Source organism: Rugosimonospora africana (assembly GCF_016862975.1).
GTDB lineage: Bacteria > Actinomycetota > Actinomycetes > Mycobacteriales > Micromonosporaceae > Rugosimonospora > Rugosimonospora africana.
The window spans coordinates 112,485-133,704 of record NZ_BONZ01000043.1; the positions used below are offsets into that span (position 1 = coordinate 112,485).

17 protein-coding genes are annotated in these 21,220 nt (G+C 72.3%); 7 read left to right on the forward strand and 10 right to left on the reverse strand.

All coding sequences use genetic code 11. The features are described 5' to 3' along the window. Positions 1-157 precede the first annotated feature (157 nt). Positions 158-2,236, forward strand: coding sequence for an acyl-CoA dehydrogenase family protein (locus Raf01_RS23035; protein WP_203920037.1), 2,079 nt, complete (start codon positions 158-160; stop codon positions 2,234-2,236). A gap of 133 nt (positions 2,237-2,369) precedes the next feature. Here the strand turns inward: Raf01_RS23035 and Raf01_RS23040 are convergent, their stop codons facing one another. Then, positions 2,370-3,248, reverse strand: a complete 879-nt coding sequence (locus tag Raf01_RS23040) for an SDR family oxidoreductase (protein WP_203920038.1) — start codon at positions 3,246-3,248, stop codon at positions 2,370-2,372. A gap of 255 nt (positions 3,249-3,503) precedes the next feature. On the opposite strand from Raf01_RS23040, the gene Raf01_RS23045 reads away from it, so the two are divergent. Then, entirely contained in the window at positions 3,504-3,824 is a 321-nt protein-coding gene (locus tag Raf01_RS23045; protein ID WP_308442662.1) for a winged helix-turn-helix transcriptional regulator, read from the forward strand. 84 nt (positions 3,825-3,908) lie between these two features. Here the strand turns inward: Raf01_RS23045 and Raf01_RS23050 are convergent, their stop codons facing one another. From Raf01_RS23050 to Raf01_RS23065, 4 genes are read right to left on the reverse strand one after another with little or no spacing between them, the layout of a single operon-like run. Next, a complete protein-coding gene (locus Raf01_RS23050; protein WP_203920039.1) occupies positions 3,909-4,805 on the reverse strand; it encodes a M56 family metallopeptidase in 897 nt (298 codons plus the stop codon). Between the two features lie 7 nt (positions 4,806-4,812). Further along, positions 4,813-5,274 carry a BlaI/MecI/CopY family transcriptional regulator gene (locus Raf01_RS23055; protein WP_203920040.1) on the reverse strand — a complete coding sequence of 154 codons (462 nt, stop codon included), beginning with the start codon at positions 5,272-5,274 and terminating at the stop codon, positions 4,813-4,815. A 31-nt stretch (positions 5,275-5,305) separates the two neighbouring features. Then, a complete protein-coding gene (locus tag Raf01_RS23060; protein ID WP_239133834.1) occupies positions 5,306-6,226 on the reverse strand; it encodes an ABC transporter permease in 921 nt (306 codons plus the stop codon). Between the two features lie 13 nt (positions 6,227-6,239). Next, positions 6,240-7,304, reverse strand: coding sequence for an undecaprenyl-diphosphate phosphatase (locus tag Raf01_RS23065; RefSeq protein ID WP_203920041.1), 1,065 nt, complete (start codon positions 7,302-7,304; stop codon positions 6,240-6,242). A gap of 220 nt (positions 7,305-7,524) precedes the next feature. Here Raf01_RS23065 and Raf01_RS23070 point away from each other — a divergent pair, with 220 nt between their 5' ends. Beyond that, complete coding sequence (locus Raf01_RS23070; protein WP_203920042.1) at positions 7,525-7,947, forward strand: PPOX class F420-dependent oxidoreductase; 423 nt, start codon at positions 7,525-7,527, stop codon at positions 7,945-7,947. Between the two features lie 91 nt (positions 7,948-8,038). Here Raf01_RS23070 and Raf01_RS23075 read toward each other — a convergent pair whose 3' ends face one another. Continuing rightward, on the reverse strand, positions 8,039-9,625 hold the full coding sequence (locus Raf01_RS23075; RefSeq protein WP_203920043.1) for a phytoene desaturase family protein: 1,587 nt from the start codon (positions 9,623-9,625) through the stop codon (positions 8,039-8,041). Between the two features lie 101 nt (positions 9,626-9,726). Here Raf01_RS23075 and Raf01_RS23080 point away from each other — a divergent pair, with 101 nt between their 5' ends. Then, positions 9,727-11,205, forward strand: a complete 1,479-nt coding sequence (locus Raf01_RS23080; protein ID WP_239133835.1) for an aminotransferase class I/II-fold pyridoxal phosphate-dependent enzyme — start codon at positions 9,727-9,729, stop codon at positions 11,203-11,205. 10 nt (positions 11,206-11,215) lie between these two features. Here the strand turns inward: Raf01_RS23080 and nrfD are convergent, their stop codons facing one another. The 3 genes from nrfD to fdh are packed head-to-tail and all read right to left on the reverse strand — an operon-like array spanning position 11,216 to position 16,453. After that, the gene (gene nrfD, locus Raf01_RS23085) at positions 11,216-12,331 is read right to left on the reverse strand and encodes an NrfD/PsrC family molybdoenzyme membrane anchor subunit (protein ID WP_203920044.1); all 1,116 of its coding nucleotides are present in this window, start codon (positions 12,329-12,331) and stop codon (positions 11,216-11,218) included. Beyond that, positions 12,328-13,188, reverse strand: coding sequence for a 4Fe-4S dicluster domain-containing protein (locus tag Raf01_RS23090; protein WP_203920045.1), 861 nt, complete (start codon positions 13,186-13,188; stop codon positions 12,328-12,330). The genes nrfD and Raf01_RS23090 overlap by 4 nt, the downstream gene beginning before the upstream one ends. Positions 13,189-13,192: 4 nt before the next feature. Then, positions 13,193-16,453, reverse strand: a complete 3,261-nt coding sequence (fdh, locus tag Raf01_RS23095; RefSeq protein WP_203920046.1) for a formate dehydrogenase — start codon at positions 16,451-16,453, stop codon at positions 13,193-13,195. Positions 16,454-16,571: 118 nt separating this feature from the next. On the opposite strand from fdh, the gene Raf01_RS23100 reads away from it, so the two are divergent. From Raf01_RS23100 to Raf01_RS23110, 3 genes are read left to right on the forward strand one after another with little or no spacing between them, the layout of a single operon-like run. Continuing rightward, complete coding sequence (locus Raf01_RS23100; RefSeq protein ID WP_203920047.1) at positions 16,572-17,897, forward strand: NAD(P)/FAD-dependent oxidoreductase; 1,326 nt, start codon at positions 16,572-16,574, stop codon at positions 17,895-17,897. A gap of 9 nt (positions 17,898-17,906) precedes the next feature. Then, the gene (locus Raf01_RS23105) at positions 17,907-18,749 is read left to right on the forward strand and encodes a spermidine synthase (protein WP_203920048.1); all 843 of its coding nucleotides are present in this window, start codon (positions 17,907-17,909) and stop codon (positions 18,747-18,749) included. 53 nt (positions 18,750-18,802) lie between these two features. Next, positions 18,803-19,777 (forward strand): pirin family protein, encoded by a 975-nt coding sequence (locus tag Raf01_RS23110; protein ID WP_239133836.1) that lies wholly within the window; start codon positions 18,803-18,805, stop codon positions 19,775-19,777. A gap of 113 nt (positions 19,778-19,890) precedes the next feature. Here the strand turns inward: Raf01_RS23110 and Raf01_RS23115 are convergent, their stop codons facing one another. Beyond that, complete coding sequence (locus Raf01_RS23115) at positions 19,891-20,979, reverse strand: pectinesterase family protein (protein ID WP_203920049.1); 1,089 nt, start codon at positions 20,977-20,979, stop codon at positions 19,891-19,893. Positions 20,980-21,220: the final 241 nt, after the last annotated feature.

The window sequence follows — 21,220 nt, forward strand, 5'->3', positions numbered from 1 at the left end:
ATGGTGTTCCATGGTGGCACGGTGCCGGCGTGCCGAGCAGCCAAACCCCCGCCGATCGGTGCAGGCGCCGGGGATCGGCCGGCGGCAACCGGAGGCGTACCGGCACATCGCCGCCCACCCGCGCCGGATGGCATTGTCCCGGCGATATCGTTTGGCGATGGCCACGATGACCGACTCCGATGTCGCCGCGTTCGCCGATTCGGTGCGGGGTGTGCTCGCCAAGCTGTGGCCCGATGCCCGCACTGCCGCGGCAGGGCCGATCGGCGAAGTGTGGGACGCCGCCGTGGCACACGGCTGGTTCGAGCTGGCATCGGAGCGCGCGTTGGGCGCCGCGCTCGCCGCCGTACGGGAGTGCGGCCGGGTTGGCTGCCCGCTACCCGTCATGGACGGCTACGTCGCCGGTGCGCTGCTGGCACGGCGGGCCGCACCGGCCGCACCCGTCGCCGGCCGGATCCTCGTCGCGCTTCAGCAGAAGGGCAGCGACCGCCTTCAGCAGGACTACGACCGCGTCCGGTACGCCGAGGCGGGCACCACGGCCACCCACGTGCTCACGCTGCCGGTCGAGGGCGGTACCGCACGGCTGCGTCCGATCCTGGCCGCCACACCGATGCCCGGCCTGGCCGTCCCGGACTGGTCCGAACTGGCTCCCGGTCCGGATGTGTCCACTGTGGACGTCGATCCGGCCGCGGTCGACGAGGCCGCCGTTCTGCTCCGGCTGGGACTCGCCGTCCGGGCGCTGGCCGCCGCCGAGCGGACCCACGAGCTGGCCATCGAACACGCGAAGGTCCGCCGCCAGTTCGGGCGGCCGGTCGGCAGCTTCGGTGCGGTCGCGGCACGTGTCGCGCAGTGCCAGATCGAGCTGTCCGCCGGCAACCTGCTCATCGCCGATGCGGTGCGCCGCTTCGAGGCCGGGGCCGCCGACTGGCCGCTGGCCGCCGAGATCGCCACCCGGCACACCCGGGTCGCCGCGCCCCGGGTACAGCTGGGCGCGCATCACACCCTCGCCGCGACCGGCTACTTCGAGGAACATGAGGCGCCCTGGTTGTTCCGGCGGGTACACGCCGACGTGACCCGGATCGCCGAGTTCCCTCGCACGGCCGGAGACGTCGCCGACATCCTGGTGGAGTCGGGTGCCGGGCTGCCCACACCGCGCGCCGGGAACGAACTCCGGACCCGGCTCGCCCAACTTCTCGACCGGTACCCGGGCGGGCCGCGTACCGGCGACGCGCTGGACGACGATCCGGAACTGGTACGCGCGCTGGCCGAGGGCGGCTACCTCGAACTCGGCGTGGCCGATCAGGTCGTGCTGCAGGAGGAGATCGGGTACCGGCGGCTGCCCGCCAACGCCGCGCTGGCCGCCACCACCATGCTCGGCAACGCCATCGAGCGGCACGGCACCGCGGAGCAGAAGGCAGCGTTCCTGCCGCTGATCCGGCGCGGGCAGTTGCGGTTCTGCCTCGGGTACAGCGAGCCGGAGGCGGGCTCGGATCTGGCCTCGCTGCGTACCCTCGCCCGCCGCGATCCGGCCGGCGACGGCTGGATCATCGACGGGCAGAAGGTCTGGACCACCGGCGCGCACCTGGCCAACTACGTCTGGCTGGCCACCCGTACCGATCCGGAGGCCAACCCGCCGCACGCCGGCATCACCGTGTTCCTGGTACCGATGGACACGCCCGGCATCAGCCTCGTGAAGCACCGGGCCCTGTCCGGCGAGATTTCCTGCACGGTCACCTACCAGGACGTACGGGTGCCAGACACCGCCCGGGTCGGCGCGGTGAACGGTGGCTGGCCGGTGATCACCGATGCCCTCGCCGGTGAACGCGTCGTGATGGGCGGCATCGCCGCGTCCCTGCACCGCCAGCTCGATGACCTGATCGCCGCCGCCCGGGTGGATCCGGTCGCGGTCCTCGGGTCGCCGGGCAGCGCCGCCCGTGAGCGCTTGTCCGGGCTGGCGGTGCGGGTACAGGCGACGCGGGCGCTGGTCGGCGCGGCGGTGGAGGCGATCGAAGCCGGCGGCGGTACCCGCCTGGAAGCACCGATGGCCGCCGTACTCGGGGGCGAACTCGCCGAGGACTTCGGCGAGGCGGCATTGGAGATCCTCGGGCCGGCCGCGGCCCTGTCCGGGGCCTTCGAGTACGGGCTGCGATTGTCGATCATGTACGTGGTCGGCGGCGGGACGAACGACGTCCAGTGCGGCCTGATCGCCCGGGGCCTCGGCCTGCCCCGCTCGCGGTGACCTGCCCGACCGGTCTGGCTCGGCACGTCTGGCGCCGCGCGACGACCCAGACCAGTCGCCGACCGGGTCGGGTGCGACCACCCGGAGCGAGCGGGGCCATCCGCGAGCGGGCGGGATTGCCAGCGGAGCGGGATTACCGGCCGAGCGCGCCCAGCGCCTCCGCGATGCTCTCCGCCAACGGGATGGTCCGGCGGCCGATCAGCCGCGACAGGTCGCCGGGCCCACCGGACAGCGCCCCCCGGCTGATGGCGGCGTCCACGTCCACCAGAATGTCGGCGAGATCCTCGGGAGCACCGGCGCCGGTGAGGATGGCCTTGTGCTCGCTCGGCGAGACCGACTGGTGCACGATCCGCTTGCCGGTCTGCCGCGAAAGCTCCTCGGCGAACTCCCCGAACGTCCACTCGGTGTCGCCGCTCAGCTCGTACGCCTTGTTCAGGTGGCCGTCGTGGTTGAGCACCACCGAGGCCGCGGCGGCGTAGTCGACCCGCGGCGCGGTGGCCAGCCGGGCATCCGGGCTCACGCTGTTGACGATGGCACCGCGCTCGATGATGCCGGTGAGGCCGCCGGTGAACATCGAGGCGTCCGTGTACCAGTTGTTGCGCAGGAACGTGTACGTCAGCCCGGTCTCGCGGATCCGCTGCTCCGTTTCGCGGTGCTCGTCCGCGAGGCGGAAGTTCGCCTTCGGACCGCCGAACACGCCGGTGTACGCCAACTGTGCGACGCCCACCTCCCGGGCCGCGTCGATGACCGCGGCGTGCTGCGGCATGCGCCGGCCCACCTCGGTACCGGAGATGAGCAGCACCCGGTCCTTCGGCCCGAACGCGCCCGCCAACGTCTCGGGCCGGTCATAGTCCGCGACGTGTAGCTGAATGCCCTTCGCCACCAGATCCGCGGCCCTCTCCGCGCTGCGCGCGACGGCCCTGATCTGGTCCGCCGGCACCTTGGCGTCGAGCAGGTCCGCGATGATCATCCGGCCGAGCTGGCCGGTCGCTCCGGTGATGACGATGCTCATGTAATCGCTTCTTCCCAGTTTTGTGTCGTTTGCGCGAGTACTGCGGGTCTAACCCTAGGACTCGTACATGACTTGTAGTAAGTACCCACTTGTAAGTAAGGTACTGGTGTGGATGTAAGGGAACGAAAGCCGCTGGGAGACAGGCAGCCGCGCGGAGCGCAGCCGCCAAGAACTCAGCCGCCTAGAGCAGTCGGGCCGCTGTCGAGCCCGGACGTCAACCGTGCCGGGTGCCCCTCCCGGGCGGTGCTCGAACACGTGACCAGCCGGTGGGGCGTGCTGGTGCTCGCCGCGCTGCTGGAGCGGTCCTACCGGTTCAGCGAGCTGCGCCGGCATGTCAGCGGCGTGAGCGAGAAGATGCTCGCGCAGACCCTGCAGACCCTGGAGCGCGACGGCTTCGTCCACCGCGACGCCAAGCCCGTCATCCCACCGCGCGTCGACTACTCGCTCACCCCGATGGGGCACGACGTCGCGGGTCAGGTGTGGGCGTTGACCCGGTGGGTCGAGGGTCGGCTGGACGACGTCTTCGAGGCCCGTGCGGCCTATGACGACCGGGGGACCGGCACGCGGGAGGACTGACCTTCACCGGTAACGCTCGCCGAACCTGGTCGGGCAGAGCCGGGTCGGCCAGGACCAGATCGGGCAGGACCGGGGCAGGTGGGGCTAGGGCAGGTGGCCCAGGAACGGCACCATGTCGCGCAGGAAATCCTCGGTCGCGTGAATGTCCGAGAGCACCATCAGCGCGACGAGGCCGAGCAGCGCCATGATGACGGCGTGCCGGGGGCGGGCCGGCGGTGCCTGGAGCGCGGCGACCCGATCACCGATCCCGGTGCCGGAATAGGCGAACGCGGCCGGCGGGGCCGGCGCGTCCGCGGTGGCCAGCGCGGCGCGGGCCAGGGAGGTGGCCGCCAGCCGGCGGTCCCCGACGGTACGGGCGGCGATCTCGTCGGCCCAGCGCTCACACAGGTACCGGCTGGTCGCGCCGAGCGGGAACAGCAAGGGATTCAGGATGGCCGCCGCGCGTACGACGCCGGTGTGCCAATGGTGGCCGGCCGCCAGGTGGGCCTGCTCGTGGGCGATCAGCACCCGCCGCTCGGACACGCTCAGCGCGGCGAGCATGCCGCTACTGACCACGATGTGGCCGCCCCGGCCCGGTACCGCGAATGCCTGGGGCACCGGATCGGCGAGCACCACCAGTCCGGACTCCCGCGGCGCGCACAGCTGCCGCAGACCCCGGTGGATCGCGCGCCGGGCGCGCAGCTCGACGACGAGCCGCACGCAGCCGGCGATCAGCAGCCCGAGCGCCGCGAGACCGACGAGGTCGTTGACCGGATTCAGACCGGTTACGCCGAGCGCCGGGTATCTGTCCGGCAGGACATCATCGAGCAGGGTGGCCGACAGTAGCGCGAGGGACCAGACCGCGCCCGCGGCGCACAGGGCCGACCCGACGGTCAGCGTCCAGGCCCCGATGGCCGGCGGCAGGCGGCGGGCGGCGAGCGCCGGCCAGCCGACCGCGAACATCAGCGAGGCGAGCAGGGGAAGGTAGACCGCTACTCTCATCCGGTTCTCATCCGGGCGAATCTTCGCTCAGCGCCGCGCGCAGCGCCCGCTCGTCGGCCGGGCTCAGCGAGCTGACGAACTGGTGCAGGATCGCGGTGCGGTCGCCGCCCCGCTCCAGTACCGCGTGCATCTGCGTGGCGGCCCACTCGGCGGCGCCCTGGGCCGGCGCGTATGCCGGGTGGCCGCCCACTGTGGTCCGGACCACCAGGCCCTTCTCCCGCAGCCGGGTCAGGATCGTGTGCACCGTGTTGTATGCCAGGTCACCGCCCAGCATGCCGTGCAGTTGTGTCGGGGTCAGTGGCGCGCCGTCGGCCCACAGCGCTCCGAGCACCTCGGCTTCCAGCTCACCGGCGCCACGGCGCGGGGCCGGTGAGCCCTCCGCCGATCCGTGCGCGGTCAATCCCGCTGGTGCCGATTTCGGCGGTGTCGATTCGGCGCCGGCCCCTCGGCCGCCGGCCACTTTCGGCATCCCCTGCTCCTTCCCGAACCTCGGCCCCAGCCTACGGCAGGCCGCCGCCGCCCCGCCGTCGCCGAACGGTCCGCGATCCCGTCCGGCCGGCTGTCCGGCCGTGCCGCCACGAGCCGGCCGCCCCGCCACGCCACCTTGAGGCGGTTGTCCGGGCGCGCCGCCACCGGCCGGTCGGTTCCTGGCGCGGGCGCGCCGGCTCGTCCCGGCCGGCGCCGGGCCGGATCAGGCCGGCAGCCACCAGTTCGATCACGACCAGGACCGCGATCGTCTCGATCGCGAGCAGGCCGATCAGTACCAGCAACTGGGTCACCCCCGCCTGGACCGGGCTGGCGCCGCCGAGCAGTACTCCGACGAACGCGCCCGGCAGGGTGACCAGCCCAACCGTACGGGTCTGGTCGATAGCGGGCAGCAGAGCCTGGGCGGCTGCCGGGCGTACCACGTCCCGGCGCGCCACCCGGCCGGGGAAGCCTAGAGCGAGGCGGGCCTCGTATTCGCCGCGCCGCTGGCGCAGGTCGTCGAGTGCCCGGCGGCCACCCAGGCCGCTCGCGGTCATCGCGCCGCCGATCAGGATGCCGGCGATCGGCAGTACGGCGACCGGTCGGGTGGCCACCAGCCCGGTGCCGAGCAGCAGCCCCAGCACCGGCAGCACGCCGGCCGCGATCGCGAGGCCGGCCCAGCCGCCGCTGCGGTCCCGGGTCATCCGGCGGGCGGCGGTGAGCGACGCGATGACGTACATGATCACAACGAACGCGGCGGTCAGGCCGGCCGACCGCAGTACCGCCACGATGATCACCGAGACGGCGGTGAGCTGTACGGCGGCCCGCACCGACGCGGTGACCACCTGCCGTGTCAATCCGAGCCGGCCCAGACCGGCCACCAGGCCGGTCGCCAGTACCAGCACGCCGAGCACGGCGACCAGCAGCGGCCAGGACGCCGTGACCGTTCCGTTCACGCGGGATTCGCGGTCAGCGCAGCCCGAGCCAGGCCAGGCTGACGGCTCCGGCGGCGGCGCAGTAGATGGCGAACGGGGTCAGGGTACGGGTCTCGAAGTACCGGGTCAGGAACCGCACAGCCAGGTACGCGCAGACGAACGAGGCCACGCTGCCGGCCAGTACCTGACCGTGGATCCCCTTGCCGAGCGGCCCGAACAGGTCTGGAACCTTGAGCGCGCCGGCGGCCAGGATGACCGGGGTGGCGAGCAGGAACGCGAAGCGCGCGGAGTCCTCGTGGGAGAGCCCGGAGCGCAGGCCGGCGGCCATCGTCACGCCCGAGCGACTGATCCCGGGCAGCAGCGCGAGGATCTGCGCGGCCCCGATCAGCGTGGTCTGGATGAACGAGCGGGCCGCCACCCGGGCGTCGGAGGCGACCGGGTCGGTCGCGCCGGTCGGTGCGTCGTCCGCCGGGGGCGCCGACGATGAGGCGGAAGACGACGGGGCGGAAGACGACGAGGCGAAGCCGGCGGCGGTACCGGACCGGTCCGCAGACCAGTCTGGTTCGGCGCGTCTGATCGCCGCGCGACGACTCAGACCAGTCTCCAGCGCGGGTGCCGGCGGCAGGGTGGTCGCGGCGGCACGGCGGCGCAGCCGCTCGGCGCCGTACAGGATGCCGCCGTTGACGATCAAGAAGATCGCCGCCGGTACCGGCCGGCCCAGCACCGTCCGGAACGTGTGCTCCAGCGCGAGTCCGGCTATCCCGACCGGGATGGTGGCGAGGATGATCATCCAGGCCAGGCGCTCGTCGGCGGTGTGCACCCGCCGGTACCGGATCGAGGTGACGAACCCGGTGACGATCCGTACCCAGTCCCGCCAGAAGTACAGCACCAGAGCCAGTGCCGTGGCCACGTGCAGCCCCACGATGAACGCCAGGTACGGCGACTCGGGGGCGGAGACGTTGAGATCGGCGGCCCAACCCCCGCCGACCAGGGCGGGGAGGAGCACACTGTGCCCGAGACTGGATACCGGAAACAGTTCGGCGGCGCCCTGCAGCGCGCCCACCACGATCGCCTCCGCGAAGGTCAGGTGACCACTCACCGGACTGCCCCCTCTGATCCCTCTGGGTACGGTTCTGCCGAGTGCTACCGCCCGCCGCACCATAACCCTACAACTTGTAGGGAGGGCGCCTGGCCTCAGCGAATCCACAGCAACCGGACCTCTACGGGACCGGATTCCGACAGAGCGGACACCCGGGCACAATGTGACCCAGCCGATGAAAACTGGGTATCCGGCGGTCCTTGCGGGTAAGACTGGGGTCATGACCACCGATCCGACCCCACCGCAGAGTCATCTCGACCTTCTCGACCGACCGCTGTTCGCGCACCTCGCCACGGTGCGCCCGGACGGCGCCCCGCAGAGCAACGTGATGTGGTTCGCCTGGGATGGGCAGCGGATCCGCATGACGCACACCAAGCGCCGGCAGAAGTTCCAGAACCTCACCGCCGAGCCGCGGCTGTCGCTGTCTATCGCCGACCCGGACGACCCGTACCGGTTCCTCGAGGTGCGCGGGGTCGTCGAGAGCATCGAGGACGACGACGAGAAGGCGTCGTTCTACCGGTCGCTGCAGGAGCGGTACCACAACATGTACGACATCACCGACGCCCCGCAGCGGGTGATCGTCACGATCCGCCCGGAGGTCTTCGTGACGGTCAACGGGGGCACCGCCACGCGCCAGCGCTGAGCGGAATCCGGCCGGCGGCTCGGCGACGCGGAATCCGGCTGACGCGCCTCAGTCCGACCCGGCCACCGGGCCGCATCCCGCCGCCGGCGGCTCAGCCGTACGCCAGGCGGTTCGCCGCCCGGATCGCCGCCGCGTACACCGCGCCGAACCGGTCCCGGGCCAGCGCCGCCCGGGCCGCGTTCGCACCCGGGCCGCCGTGCACACCCGGGCCGGGATGCGCCGAGGCGCTCGCCAGGTACAGCCGGTCGACCGGCGTGTCGGCCCGGCCCAGCCCCGGTACCGGGCGCAGGAACAGCTGCTGGGACACCGCCGCCGTACCGCCGCCCAACGCGCCCCCGACGAGGTTCGGGTTCTCCGCCTCCAGGTCCTCCGGCCCGGCCACGTGTCGGGCCAGCACCGTGCCGCCGAACCCGGGTGCGTAGCGCTCCAACTGCGCCTCCATCCGCGCGACCACGTCGTTCACGGCGCTGGCCGGCCAGGACTCCCGGTGCGGCACGTGGGTGTAGGTCCACAGCGATTCGGTACCGGCGGGGGAGCGGCTGGGGTCGCACGTCGACAGCTGGCCACAGATCATGAACGGCTCCTCCGGTACCGAACCCGCCCCGAGGTCCGCCGCGTACCGGTGCAGTCCCGCCAGGTCCGCGCCGAGGTGCACGGTGCCCGCCGACGCCACCGCCGGATCCCGCCACGGCACCGGCCCGGACAGCGCCCAGTCCACCTTGACCGTGGCGGCGTCCATCCGGATCCGGTGCGCGTCGGCGAGCAGCCGGTCGGGCAGCGCGTCCGGCGGCACCAGGTCGAGGTAGAGCGCCCCGGCCGCGACGTCGGCGAGCACCGCCCGCCGCGCCCGGTACCAGTGGCCGTCGCGGGTACCCACGCCCAGCGCCCGGCCGTGCCCCACCACGATCCGCTCCGCGTGCGCGCCGCAGTGCACCTCGCCACCCCGGCCGCGCAGCCGGTGCACCAGCGCCGCGGTCAGCGCCTGCGCGCCGCCGCGCGGCACCGGGAAGCCGTACTGCTGGCCCAGCATGGCCAGCAGCCACCCGTACCCGCCGCCGGCCGCGTCGGCCGGCCCGACATCGGTGTGCAGCGCGCAGCCGGCCAGCAGCAGCCGTGCCCCGTCGCCGGTGAACTCCTCGGCGCCCAACTGCCCGACGGGCAGCACGAACCGGCGGGCCAGCCGCAGCGCCCGTGCGGTACCGGTCCGGCGCACCAGCGCCCCGGCCGCCCGTACCGGCGGGAACGGCGTGAACATCACGCGCAGCACGTCGGCCGCCACCCGCTGCCAGTCCCGGTACAGGTCGAGCCACCGCTGGCCGTCGCCGGCGGCGAACCGGTCGACCGACTCGGCGGTACGGGTCGGGTCCCGGGACAGCACCGCCGCGGGTCGGTCGGCGCAGACGTGGGCCAGCACCGCCGGGGCGTGCTCCCAGCGCAGCCCGTGCTCCGCGAGGCCCAGCCGGGCGATCGGGGACGGACCCGTCGCGAACGGGTAGAAGGCGCTACAGACGTCGTTGCGGAAGCCGGGCGCGGTCAGTTCGGCGGTGCGCACGCCGCCCCCTTCGGTGGCGGCGGACTCCAGTACCAGCACGTCCCAGCCGGCGTCGGCGAGCAGGTTCGCGGCGACCAGGCCGTTGGGTCCCGAGCCGATCACCACCGCGTCAACGCTGTCCGCCACTCTCCGATCATCCCGAATATCCGTGGCGAGCGCGCGGGGACCGATACCAAGATCTGACTCCGGTCCCGCGTAATTCGCGGTTCGGCGGGGACCATAGCCGCGTGCGGCGGCAGATGCTGGACCAGTCGGTCGCGCCGATTCTCGACGCGCTCGCCGAGCACCGCGAGCGCGCCGACGCCTCGTTCACGCCGCCCGGGCACCGGCAGGGTCGGGGTATCGACGAGCGGGTGATCGAGCTGCTCGGCCTCGACGTGTTCCTGGCCGAGGCGGTCGCCCTGGGCGGCCTCGACGACCGGCCGCCCGGACAGCGGGCGCTCGGTCTCGCCGAGGCGCTGATGGCCGAGGCCGTCGGTGCCCGGCACGCGCTGTTCTCCACGTGCGGCAGTTCGCTGTCCGTCAAGAGCGCCATGCTGGCCGTCGCCGGACCCGGCGACCGGCTGATCGTCGACCGCAACACACACAAGTCCGTGATCTACGGGATCATCCTCGCCGGCATCGAGCCGATCTGGATCGGGCCGGGCTGGGACGCCGACGCCCAGCTGCCGCACCCGCCCGGTGTCGCCGCGATCGGGCGGGCGCTGGACCGGGAGCCGGCGGCCAAGGGCGTGCTGCTGGTCAGCCCGACCGGGTACGGCACCTGTGCCGACCTGGCCGCGATCGCGCGGCTGTGCCACGAGCGGGACCGGGTACTCGTGGTCGACGAGGCGTGGGGCGCGCACCTGCCGTTCCACCCAGACCTGCCGCGCTGCGCCATGCACGCCGGCGCGGACCTCGCGGTCACCAGCGGGTACAAGATGGGCGGCGGGCTGGAGCAGGGGTCGGTCTACCAGTTGCGGGGCGACCGGATCGATCCGGCCGTCCTGAAGCTGCGCGCGGACCTGCTCGGTACCGGCAGCCCGTCGCCCGCCATCCACGCGGCGCTCGACGGCTGGCGGCGGCAGATGGTCGAGCGCGGGCGCGAACTGCTGGGCCACGCGCTGCGCCTGTCCCGGCAGGCGCGGGCCGGGCTGGACGAGCTGCCGGAGTTGGCGGTCGCCGGCCGCGATCTGGTCGGGCCCGGCCGGTCGGCCGACTTCGATCCGCTCCAGGTCGTCGTCGACGTCTCCGGCGCCGGGGTGGGCGGTGCGGATGCCGCCGGCTGGCTGCGCGAGCAGGCCGGGGTCGAGGTCGGGGCGGTCGACCACCGGCGGATCGTGGCACGGCTGACGTACGCGGACAGCGAACAGACCGTACGCCAGTTGCTGGCCGGGTTGCGCCGGCTGGTCAACGCGCGTTCGGCACTGCCCGCCGCGGTGCCGGTGGACCTGCCCGACCCCGCCGAGCTGGAGCCCGAGGTGGTGATGCTGCCGAGGGACGCGTTCTTCGGCAATTCCGCGATGGTACCGGCGAGCCAGGCGACCGGCCGGGTGGCGGCGGAGACCATCACGCCGTACCCACCGGGCATACCGGCGGTGGTTCCGGGTGAGCGGATCAGCGAGGCGGTACTGGATTACCTGCGCGCCGGGGTGGCCACGTCGGCGATGCGGATACCGGACGCGGCCGACCCGACCCTGGAGACGATGAAGGTGGTGTGCGCCTGAGCGTTACCGCCTAAGGGGCGCGGCGGGTCCGCTGCGGTACCACCGTGTACCGCGGATCGCGGGCCGAGGCGAGGCCGGCCTCGAACACGGCGAACCGGACGCACATCGAGCCGGCCAGCAGCGCCGCCCCGCACATCGCCGCGGCCGCCCGGTTGTCCCGCCCGAGCAGCAGCCCACCGAGCGCGCCCGCGACGGCCAGCCCGCGTGCCGCCCGCATCAGCCGCCCGGCCCGCCCGCGCTGGTAGGTCTCCGCGACCATGCCGAGCCGCTGGCGCATCAGCTTGCTGGCACAGACGTCGACGAGCACGCCGAACGCCGCGGTGCGCCGGGCCGGGCCGGCCTGGGCGACCGGTGCGCCGAGCATGCCGAGCCCACCGGCCGCGGCCGCCGCCGACCCGGCGAACAGGAACGGCAACTCCCGGTGCCCGTCCTGCCACGCCGGTATGGCGGTGTCGCCGATCAGCACGCTGGTGTACTCGACGACGACCGGCCCGAGCAACCCGGCGGTACCCGTCGCCAGCGCGCCCAGCCGTGTCGCCCGGCCGGTCAGCGCGCTGGCCGCCGCCACCACGGTCACCGGCGCGTACCCGGACAGCAGCCAGGATCCGATGCTCATCGGCGACGTCGGCTTGAGTACCCGCAGCATGTTCACGAAGCGGCCGGGCCGGCCCAGGTCGTGGACCAGCGCGGCGAGTGAGCCGCCGATCGCGACCGCCGCGCCGACCTTCGAGGTGCGCGCCAGCGCCGGCAGCCCGGCGGCGTGCGCACCAGCGGCGAGCACCGAGGACGCTCCGGCCAGGCCGCCCAGGAAGAAGTAGCTCGCGATGTCGACCGGCGCCCAGTTCGGCGCGTGCAGGATCGGCTGTCCGTAGTAGGACGCGAAGGCCGGCACCGTGGCGTCGCCGAGGCCGGTCCCCGGCCGCCCGCCGGTGAAGCGCCGCCGGGCGCCCCGCTCCGGCCGCCCGCCGTCGGAGTGCGCGCCGTCGAAGTGCCCGCCATTCGAGTGCCCGCCGTCGGAGTGTGCCCGGTCGCGGTCTGCCCGGTCGGGGTGCCCGCCGTCGGGGTGCGCACCCGCCTGGTCCGGTCCGGGGCTGGGAAGGCCACCGCCGTCGGGGTACCGGCTCATCCGGGCCGTCCCCGGGCGATGAAGCTGGCCGCCACGCCGGTGAGCAGGGTCAGCCCGGCCGTCGCCGCGTACTTCCACATCGACGGCAGGCGGCTGGTGCCCACCACCGGATCGGGGGGCAGCCCGTACACCTCGGGCTCGTCGAGCAGCAGGAAGAACGCGCCGTCGCCACCCACCCCGTCGTCCGGGTCGTGGCCGTACAGCCGCGCCCCGCTCACTCCGGCGGCATGCAGGGCATCGACCCGGGCGGCGGCCCGGGTGCGCAACTCGTCCAGGTCGCCGAACTGGATCGAGTCGGTCGGGCATGCCTTGGCGCAGGCCGGTTCCAGGCCGGTCGTCAACCGGTCGTAGCACAGCGTGCACTTCCACGCCCGGCCGTCGCCCTGCCGCTGGTCGATGACCCCGTACGGGCAGGCCGGAACGCAGTACCCGCAGCCGTTGCAGACGTCCTCCTGCACGACCACCGTGCCGAACTCGGTACGCAGCAACGAGCCGGTCGGGCAGACGTCCAGGCATGCCGCGTGGGTGCAGTGCTTGCACACGTCCGAGGACATCAACCAGCGCAGCTGTTCCCCCTGCGGGGCGTCCGGTACCCGCTGCTCGATGAACGCCACGTGCCGCCAGCTGTTCGCGTCGAGCTTGACCGTGTTGTCGAACGACATCCCGGTCAGCCGCAGCCCGTCCTCGGGTATCGCGTTCCATTCCTTGCACGCCACCTCGCAGGCTTTGCAGCCGATGCACACCGAGGTGTCGGTGAAGAATCCCTTGCGTGGCGGGTGCTGGTGATACCCGGCTTCGCTGGCCGGATCCCCGTCCCGGATCGGCAGCCGCAGCCCGGCGATGAGTTGCGCGGTCATGCCGTCAGACCTCCGTCCCGGTCTGTTCGGTGATGCCGGCCCGCCGGCGGTACTCCTCGACCAGCCGGAGCCGGTCCGCGCCGCGTGGCCGGCGACCCGGCCGGATGTCCGCGGTGAACGCCTTGTCCTCCTGGATGTGCACGTTGGGATCCAACGCGATCGGGGCGAGTTCGTTGGCCGCGTCGCCGGTGCTGTACCCGTTCGGTCCCCAGTGGAACGGCAGGCCGATCTGGTGCACCGTGCGGCCGCCCACCCGCAGCGGCGGCATCCGGTCGGTGACGATGACCCGCGCCTCGATGGCGTTGCGCGCCGTGACGATGGTGGCCCAGCCCAGGTGTCGCAGGTCGCGTTCGGCCGCGAGTTCGGGGGAGACCTCGCAGAAGAACTCCGGCTGCAGCTCGCAGAGGTAGGGCTGCCACCGGCTCATCCCGCCCGCGGTGAAGTGTTCGGTCAGCCGGTACGTGGTGACCACGTACGGGTACACCTCCGCGCCGGGCTCGTCGCCGCTCGGCGCGAACAGGTTGTCCGGGAACCGGGCGGCCGCGCGGCGCACCGGGTTGCGGGAGTGCTCCGGGTACAGCTCGTTGGGAAATGGCGACTCCTCCGGCTCGTAGTGCGCCGGCAGCGGGCCGTCGACCAGGCCGGCCGGCGCGTACAGCCAGCCCTTCCCGTCCGACTGCATGATGAACGGGTCCACACCGGACAGTGCCTCGACCCCGTGCGACCGCGGATCCGGCCGGTAGGAGGGCGCCCGGGTCGGCGGGAAGTCCGGCACGTCGTGCCCGCGCCAGCGCCCGCTCTCCTCGTCCCACCAGACCAGCGTCTTGCGGTCGCTCCACGGCTTGCCGTTTGGGTCGGCCGAGGCGCGGTTGTAGAGCGTGCGCCGGTTGGCCGGCCAGGACCAGGCCCACTCGCCGCCGACCCAGCTCTGCTGCGTCCACGGCTTGCGCCGGGCGGCCTGGTTGACCCCGTCCCGGTAGATGCCGCAGTAGATCCAGCAACCGCAGGTGGTCGAGCCGTCGTCGGTGAGCTGGTCGTAGCTGGACAGCGGAGAACCGTCGGCCCCCCGTCCGTTGATTTCGGCCAGTACCGCCTCGGCGTCCGGCTCGTCGTGCGGGCCGGACACCGGGTAGTCCCAGGTGAGGTCGAGCACCGGACGGTCCATCGGCTCGGTCGAGCCGGCCAGCTTTTCCCGGATCCTGCGCCCGAGGTGGTATATGAACCACAGGTCGCTGCGCGCCTCACCGGCCGCGTCCACCGCCTGATCGTGCCACTGCACCATCCGGTTGGCGTTGGTGAAGCTGCCCGCCTTCTCGGTGTGCGCGGCGGCGGGGAAGAAGAACACCTCGGTCCGGTTGTCCTGTGTGGACAGTTCGCCGGACTCGATCTCCGGGCCGTCCTTCCACCAGGTCGCGCTCTCGATCAGGTTGAAGTCGCGGACCACCAGCCAGTCCAGGTTGGCCATGCCCAGCCGCTGTACCCGGGTGTTGGCCGAGCCGACCGCCGGGTTCTCGCCCAGCAGGAAGTAGCCCTTGCACACCCCGTCGCGCTGGGCCAGCGCCGTGTCGTAGGTGCTGTGGCCGCCGGTGATCCGGGGCAGGTAGTCGAAACACCAGTCGTTGTCCGCGGTGGCCGCGTCGCCGAAGTACGCCTTGAGCAGGCTCACCAGGTACGCCTTCATGTTGGCCCAGTAGCCCTTGTCCGAGCCGTTGCGTGCCAAATAGCTGCGCAGGTCCTCGTGGACGTGCGCGTGCGGCATCGGCAGGTACCCGGGAAGCAGGTCGAACAGCGTCGGGATGTCGCTGGAGCCCTGGATGCTGGCGTGCCCGCGCAGTGCCATGATGCCGCCGCCCGGCCGGCCGATGTTGCCCAGCAGGAGCTGAAGCACCGAGGCCGCCCGGATGTACTGCACCCCCACGGTGTGCTGGGTCCACCCCACCGCGTACGCGAACGCCGTCGTCCGCTCCCGCCCCGAGTTCGCGGTCAGCGTCGCGCACACCCGGCCGAACAACTCCTGCGGGATGCCGCAGACGCGCTCGACCATCTCGGCGGTGTACCGCGAGTAGTGCCGGCGCAGGATCTGGAACACGCAACGCGGATCCTGGAGAGTGTTGTCGGCCCTCGGCTCGCCACGCAGTGCCGGCCCGAGATTGCCGTGAGCCTCGGGCTGGGCCGCCTCCGCGACCGTCTGCCCGTTGCCGTCGGTGCCGTCGAACTTGTGTTCCCGCTGGCCGATCGCCGCCGAGGCGACGACGCCCGCGTAGGTCCAGCCGTCCCACTCGTAGTGCGGGTGGTCGTCGCGCAGGCCGGAGAACACCCCGGCCAGGTCCTCGGTGTCGCGGAACTCGTCGTCGACGATGGTGCCGGCGTTGGTGTAGTTGAGGACGTACTCCTCGAAGTACGCGCCAGTCTCCAGCACGTGATGGATGAGCCCGCCGAGGAACGCGATGTCGGTACCGGCCCGGATCGGCACGAACAGGTCGGCCAGGGCGCTGGTCCGGCTGAACCGGGGATCCACGTGGATGACCGTGGCACCGCGCGCCTTCGCCTCCATCACCCACTGGAAGCCGACCGGGTGCGCCTCGGCGAAGTTCGAGCCCTCGATGACGATGCAGTCGGAGTTCTGGAGATCCTGCATGTACGTCGTGGATCCGCCCCGACCGAACGAGGTCCCCAAGCCGGCCACCGTCGAGCTGTGGCACACCCGGGCCTGGTTCTCCACCTGGACCACGCCCAGCGCGGTGAACAGCTTCTTGATGAGGTAGTTCTCCTCGTTGTCCAGCGTCGCGCCGCCCAGGCTCGCGATGCCCAGCGTGCGCCGGGTCCGTGCCCCCTCCTGGTCCCACTCCCAGGTGTCCCGGCGGGTCTGGACCACCCGGTCGGCCACCATGTCCATCGCGGTCGCCAGGTCCAGCGGTTCCCAGTCCGTGCCGTACGGCCGGCGGTACAGCACGTCGTACCGGCGGCCCGCTCCGGTGGTGAGCTGGAGGCTCGCCGCACCCTTGGGACACAGCCGGCCCCGGCTGATCACCGAGTCCGGGTTGCCCTCGATCTGGACCACCCGCCCGTCGCGGACGTAGACGTTCTGCGCGCAGCCCACCCCGCAGTACGGGCAGATCGATGGCACCACCCGGTCCGCGGTCGCGGTACGGGGGGTCAGCGCGTCCGTACCGGCGGACCTCGTGGCCGAGCCGCGGGCGAACGGGTCGGCGCCGGTCAGTTGCCGGTACACCGGCCACCTGCGAAGCCACGCCGAGACGCCCACGCTTCACCTCCCGACCGCCCTGCCGGCCGCCTGCGCAGCCTCTTCCCAGGCCCCGGGCTGACAAACGTGCCGCGCGGGCCGGGTTTGCCGGCGCGCACCCGAGGGTAGGACGGCGGTCATGGCTGATCCACGCCCCGCCGGCGGCCGCATTCCACGGATTGTCATCGTCGGGGCCGGCTTTGCCGGCTACCATGCGGCCCGTTCCCTGCTCCGGCGCGCCCGAGGCCGAGCCGAGATCGTCTTGGTGAACCCGACCGACTACTTTCTGTACCTTCCCCTGCTCCCCGAAGTGGCCACCGGAATCCTGGAGCCGCCGCACGCGTCCGTGTCGCTGCCCGGCACCCTGCCCGGGGTACGGCTGGTCCTCGGCGAGGCGATCGCGGTGGACGTCGACCGTCGCCGGGTCAGCTACGTCAACCCGGACGGCGGCCACGGGCAGCTCGGCTACGACCGGTTGGTGCTGGCGGCCGGCAGCGTCAACCGGCTGCTGCCGATTCCCGGGGTGGCCGAGCACGCGCACGGGTTCCGTGGCCTGCCCGAGGCGATGTACCTGCGGGACCACATGACCAGGCAGCTCGAGCTCGCCTCCGCCGCCAGCGATCCGGAGGAACGCCGGGCGCGCAGCACCTTCGTCGTGGTGGGTGCGGGGTACACCGGCGTCGAGGTGTGCGCGCACGGGCAGCTCTACACCGAAATCATGGCGTACCGGGCGCCGCAGATCGGTGAGCTGAAGCCGCACTGGATCCTGATCGACGTCGCGTCCCGGGTGCTGCCCGAACTCGACCAGCGGCTGTCCGTCACCGCCGACCGGGTGCTGCGCGGGCGCGGAGTCGACGTGCGCACCGGCACCTCGGTCCAGGAGGCGACGCCGACCGGGGTCAAGCTCTCCGACGGCGAATTCGTCGGTACCCACTCGCTGATCTGGTGTGTGGGCGTGCGGCCCGACCCGTTCGTGGACTCGCTCGGGTTGGAGACCCGCAAGGGCCGGCTCGTCGTCGACGAGTACCTGACCGTCCCCGGACACCCGGAGATCTACGCGTGTGGCGATGCCGCCGCGGTACCGGACCTCACCCGGCCCGGCGAAATCACCCCGATGACCGCGCAGCACGCCCAGCGCCAGGGCAAGACCGTGGCGCACAACGTGGCGGCCTCGTACGGCCAGGGCCGGCGGCGCCAGTACAAGCACCGGGATCTCGGCTTCGTGGTCGACCTGGGTGACTCCGCGGCGGCGGCGAATCCGCTGGGCATCCCGATGTCCGGTTTGCCGGCGAAGGCGGTCACCCGGGGGTACCACCTGTTGGCGATGCCCTCCAACCGGACCCGGATCGCGGTGGACTGGGCGCTGGACGCGGTACTGCGCCGGCAGATCGTCCAGGTCGGCCTGGTCCGGTCGGTCAGCGTCCCGCTGGACACCGCGACTCCGGAGCTTCCCGCCCGCCGGTAGCCTTGGCCGGTGGGCAGGCGTGGCGCGGCGGGGATCAGTGAGCAGGTCGACTTCGGTACGGCCGAACTGGTACCCGACGGCGACCGGCCCGGCGGCTGGACACTCCTCATCGATGGCGTTCAACACTCCTACGTGGACGCTGAGGATCCCCGGTACCTGGAATTCGAGTACGTGCGCCGGCTCGCCTCCGTCGTCGATGTCGCCGCGCTGCCCGGCAAGCCGCTGCGCGTACTGCACCTGGGCGGCGGAGCGCTGACCCTGCCCCGGTACGTGGCCGCCACCCGGCCCGGTTCCGTGCAGCGTGCGGTGGAGCGGGACGGTGCGCTGACCGCCCTGGTACGCCGGGTGCTTCCCCTGCCGCGCGGCGCCGACCTGCGGGTACGGGTGGCCGACGCGCGTGAGGCCGTGGAAGGCTCCGGCCCGGCCCGGCACGACCTGGTGGTGGCCGACGTGTACGGGGGGACGCAGATGCCGGCCCGGTTCGCGTCCGTGGAATTCGCCGAAGCGGTGTGCCGAGTGCTCCGCCCCGGCGGCTGGTACGCGGTGAACCTGGCCGACGCCGCGCCCCTGGCGTTCAGCCGCGGCCAGGTCGCCACCCTACGCGCGGTGTTCGACGACGTGTGCCTGATGGCCGAGCCCGGTGTGCTGCGCGGTCGCCGGTTCGGCAACCTGGTGCTGGTCGCCGGCGCCGGGCTGCCGGTCGCCGCGCTGGCGCGCTCGGCGGCCACCGAAGCGTTTCCGGCCCGGTTGCTGCACGGGGCCGACCTGGACAGGTTCTCCTCGGGCGCCCAACCGGTCACCGACGCGACCGCGGTGGCCTCCCCGGCTCCGCCCCGGGACCTGTTCGGCTGAGTCGCTGGTTCGATCCTCCGGTGATCGGCGGGACAGGGCCTACAGTCGAAGTCGTGAACAACCCGGAACCCGGACCGCAGACCACCCCGTACGACGCCGGAGTGGCCACCGTTCTCGACCCAGCCAGCGTTCTGCTCCCCGGGCACGATGTGCCACTGGGCCGTTACTCGACCGTACGGCGGCTGTTGCCCCAACGCAGCCTCCGCATGGTCGGAGCGTGGTGCTTCGTCGACCACTTCGGCCCCGACGACGTCGCCGGCCGGCCCGGCATGAGCATCGGGCCGCACCCGCACACCGGGCTTCAGACCGTCACGTGGCTCGTCGACGGCGAAGTCATGCACCGTGACAGCCTCGGCAGCGTGGCCCGCATCACGCCCGGGGCGATGAACCTGATGTCCGCCGGCCGAGGCATCGCCCACTCCGAGGAGTCGCCGACCGAGCACCCGCCGGTCATCCACGGGCTCCAACTCTGGGTGGCGCTGCCCGAATCCGCGCGGCACGGCGAGCCCCGCTTCGACCACTATCCCGAACTGCCGGTGCTCACCGGTGACGGGGTGCGCACCACCGTCGTCGCCGGAGAACTGGGCGGACAGCGGTCACCCGCGCTGGTCCACACGCCGCTCGTCGGGGCGGAGATCGTGCTGGACGCGGGTGCGGGCATGCGGTTGTCGCTGGAGAGTGGCTTCGAGTACGCGGTACTCGCCATGAACGGCACCGCGCAGGTCGCCGACGCCGAACTGTCTCCGGGAATCCTGCTGTACCTCGGGCGTGGCCGCACGCACCTGGACCTCAACGGCCGCGACGGTGCCCGGCTTTTCCTGCTCGGTGGCGAGCCGTTCGACGAGCCGTTGGTGATGTGGTGGAACTTCGTGGGTCGTTCGCACGAGGAGATCCTGCAGGCCCGCGAGGACTGGCAGGCGCAACGCCGGTTCGGTGAGGTGCACGGGTTCGGCGGCCCTCGCTTGCTGGCTCCGGAGATGCCGACCACTCGGCTGAAGGCGCGGACTCGGGACGGCGGGATCCTCTAGCCCCCGGCGGTTCTGCTGTCGGCGGACGACTGGTCTGGGTCGCCGCGCGGCGTCAGACGCGCCGAGCCAGACCAGTCGGAGAGGGCCCCATCGGACCCGCGACCGCTCGACCGTTACTGGACCGGGTTCCAGCCGTCGCTGCCGGCGAGGTACCGCTGAGGCGTGTACGTCGCCGCCTGCGAATCGGCCAGTTGCGGCCGGTTGCTGTTGACCGACGCGCCCGTTCCGGTGTCGTGGTACTCGGAGAACCGGGCGTCCTTCCACGAGAAGCCGGACATGTCCGTCCAGGGTGCGTCCTTGATGTGCGCGCCCAGTGTCGACTCGCGGTACAGCACCTGACCGATCGCGTTCGGGTCACCGCTCGGGTGCCAGGGCCGGCCCAGGTACACCGACTTGACCGCGGCCGGGCTGGTCAGTGTGCAGCGGTAGAACAGGAACCCGTACGGGTTGCCGATGTCCGTCGACGCGGCGGTCACGTACCCGTTGTTGCTCGACGATCCTCGGTTGAGCGAGTTGATCTGGCAGCCGTTGAAGACAGCGGTGCCCCGGCCGAAGATGAAGTCCACGTCGCCCTCGACATAGCAGGCGTGCAGGTAGACCCGCCCGCGTGTGGTGGTGGCCGCGCTGTTCAGGTACAGCGTGTCCTGGTTGCCGAGGAATCGTACGTTGTCGAACGTCAACCGGTCGGTACTCGTCAGCACGGCGACGGCCTGCTGGCTGGTGATCTCCGGGTGGCCGGCTTCGTTGAACGAGTTGGAGAACGTGAGGTTCGACGCGGTGAAGTCGTGGCCCGCGATGGTGACCGAGGCGCTGCCCGAGGTGCCGTACGTGCCGCCGCCCGGCTTGGGGGTGCCGCTGGCGTTGTCGTACGTGATGACGACGGCACTGGCGCTACTGCCGGCGCCGACGAACGAGATGTACGGCTTGTTCGACGGGATGTTGACGATTTCCCGGTACGTGCCGGCCTTGATGGTGATGGTGTAGCGGCTGGCGTTGTTCGCCGGTACCGCGTTCACGGCGGCCTGCACGGTGGTGTAGTTGCCGCTGCCGTCCTTGGCGACGACGGACGATGACGCGGCGGCTGCGGCGTGGCCGAAACCGATGAGGGCCGTGGCGGCGACGAGGGCCGTGGCGGCGATGGCAGCGGCTCTTCTGGGGGCGGCCGTTGCGGGGAGTTGTCGGTGTGCGGTGAGTGGGTTCATGTCTGACCTCGGGGGAGCGGGGTGGCCGGGAGTCGTGCGTGTGCGCGCATTGGCGGCGTCGGCGTTGCGCGCGCAGGCGCCGCGCCGCGTCGGCGCGCCAGTCGGAAAGCGGTTTCCGCTAGCTGAAGATAGCGGTATACATCGATATCCGTCAACGTCGTTCGCTATCTGAAGTGGTCTTGGTTGGGGGTCGGGTTGTGTCGGTGGGTCGGTTTAGGGTTCGTACATGCGTGCCAATTCC